We start from the raw sequence: 2,398 nt of genomic DNA on the forward strand, positions 1-2,398 counted from the left end.
CTTGTAGCGGAGCTGTCAGGGCCTTTCGGCAACGCCGCGAGCGTGCGTGCCGGGCGTCGCGAGCCGGGCGCCCCTTTTGTTCGCAGCTCTAAGGCGCGACAAGCGGGGGCGGGCGCGTTTCGGGGCGCATCGGGCGGTGGTGGCTTCCAGCGGGGTCGGACAGGCGTCCGCCGGCTGTCCGGGGATGCCCCCGGCCAGAGTGCCGTGGCCGTCGGTGCGGGGCGGAGCGGCAGCGGGCCGCCGGACATCGGCGGCCGCCGCGCCGGCGTGCACGCCGAGTCGGGGGCTGCTACCGGTCGGCGTACACACCGGTTCCGTACCATGCGGCCGGGCGTCACCGGCAGGTCGCGCCCGAGCCGATGCCCGGCTCCTGGGGCAGGTACTCCAGCCCTCGCGCCCGGCCCCGCCCCGGTGTCACCCTGCGCCGCGTGTCCCTTTCGCCCGGGATGTACGAGAACAGGGCCTACCTGGCGGCCTCCGGATCGGCGGAATGCGTGTCTCCCGTCTCCACACGGAAGGGGTACGTCCTGGCTGCGGTGAACGCGTCGTGGATCGGCATGAGGAGCGAGGTGAGGCGATGGACGCGGGTGTCGCCGATCGGCGTCCACAGCGCGGCGCAGTGCTCGTCGGTCTCGGCCTCGAGCTGCTCGCGCGCCGCGATGCCGGCGTCGGTCGCGGTGCCGTCGGCGTTGAGCCAGCCGCGTGCGACGAGGCGTGTCGTTGCCGCAGTCACCTCCTCCTCGTCCCACCGCCGGGTGGCACGCGCGATCGCTTCCGGGAAGTGACCTGTCGCGGTTTGCAGGACGTTGCAGTCACACGGCCCGAGGCCGTTGGCGGCGAGCACGGTGATGTGCGCGTCGCCGCGCCACTCGCGAAGCACCGTGATCTGCTGCCACAGTGCGACGAGCGGATCGGCTGGGAGGGGGACCGAGGCGTTGGCGGCAGCCATCGTCTTCCCGGCGTAGTCGGCGCTCTCGACGACCGGGTCGATCAGTGATCGTGCCTCGGCGATCTGCCCGGCGGTGAGCTTGACGTCGACGCGCCGCAACGCGCGGCCGACGGCTGCGAAGCGAGCGGCCTGCCACTGCTCCGGCGTCGCCGTGTCCCACACGCCTGCCATGGCCTGCACCGACCGCGGGCTGAAGTTGTAGAAGGCCGCGAGTGTGACCTGCCACGGGACCGCGCCCATCGGGGCTGACCGGAACGCGAAGTACGCCGGTCCGTACTCGCTCACGCCCAGCCTGGCGGCCTCTTCCGGTGCCTCGGGGATGAAGTAGACGAACAGGTGGGTCGCGTTGATGGTGAGGCTGACCTCGCGGACGGCATTCAGGTCCATGCCGGCGCGCGCGAAGGTGCTGGCGGGATGCATCGTCGTGGTCTCCTGACGAGTGGGCGGATCGGGATCGTCTTTGGTGCGTGCGGTGACTCAGGGCGGCCCCGGGGCGGTGATCCGTGCGGAGATCGCGCCGAGTTCCTGTACTTCGATCCGGACCGTGTCTCCCGGTGTCAGGTAGGGGCGGTGGCCGGACAACTCCTGGATGCAGCCGGTGCCCACGGGGCCGCTGGCGAGGATGTCACCGGCTCGCAGCGTGGTGCCGCGCGACGCGTGCGCCAGCATCTCGCCGAACGACCAGTGGATCTCGTTCCAGCTGCCGCCGCCGTAATGCTCGTCGTTGACGTACCCGTCCATCCGCAGCGCATAGCCCTTGTGCGAGCGGTAGGGCTCCAACTCGTCGGGGGTGACGAGGAACGGGCCCAGACTGGTCGAGGCGTCTTTGCTCTTGGAGGGGCCGTACACGAACCCCATCTCGCTCGCGGAGAGGTCGCGTGCGCTCCAGTCGCAGTAGACCAGGTAGCCGGCGATGTGGTGCTCCGCCGTGGCCGCGTCGAGGTCCGAGCAGTCACCGGCGATCACCGCGGCGACCTCGACCTCGTAGTCCCACGACCGAGCACCCGGGGCGACGGCTACCTCGTCGTACGGTCCCTTGATCGCCGCCGGGTTGGAGAAGAAGAAGAGCGGATACTCGTACCAGACCGGGCTGACCGTGCCGTCGCCGACGGCTGCCTTGCCCGCGTTGCTGATGTGCCGTTCGAACGCGGCGAAGTTCCGGACCGCCGGAGGCACCGCTATCGGCGCCAGCAGACCGGCTGTGGCCAGCTCCACGATCTCGGTCGGTTCCCTGGTCGCGGCGGACTCCAGCCCGCCTTCCGCGCGCAGCAGCTCCAACAGGCTCGTGCCCACGGCGTGGATCTTGTCGTCGTGCACCACGCCGCAGCGTGGGGAGCCGTCGGCGCAGCGGTAGCTGACCCACTTCATCGGGCGAGCACCTCCCGGGTGCGGTCGTGGAGCCGTCGTGCGTCGGCGCCGGCGTGGGGGCCGACGCGCCCGGCGCCGCCG

The 2,398-nt window shown here is 71.4% G+C and carries 2 protein-coding genes; both read right to left on the reverse strand.

Annotation, left to right across the window (positions count from 1 at the left end; all coding sequences use genetic code 11):
• Window positions 1-463: 463 nt before the first annotated feature.
• On the reverse strand, window positions 464-1,369 hold the full coding sequence (locus tag ABZ719_RS37525) for a hypothetical protein (protein WP_366729650.1): 906 nt from the start codon (window positions 1,367-1,369) through the stop codon (window positions 464-466).
• A 57-nt stretch (window positions 1,370-1,426) separates the two neighbouring features.
• Window positions 1,427-2,317, reverse strand: coding sequence for a fumarylacetoacetate hydrolase family protein (locus ABZ719_RS37530; protein ID WP_366729651.1), 891 nt, complete (start codon window positions 2,315-2,317; stop codon window positions 1,427-1,429).
• Window positions 2,318-2,398 lie beyond the last annotated feature (81 nt).

The sequence above is a fragment of the Streptomyces sp. NPDC006743 genome, assembly GCF_040703815.1.
GTDB lineage: Bacteria > Actinomycetota > Actinomycetes > Streptomycetales > Streptomycetaceae > Streptomyces.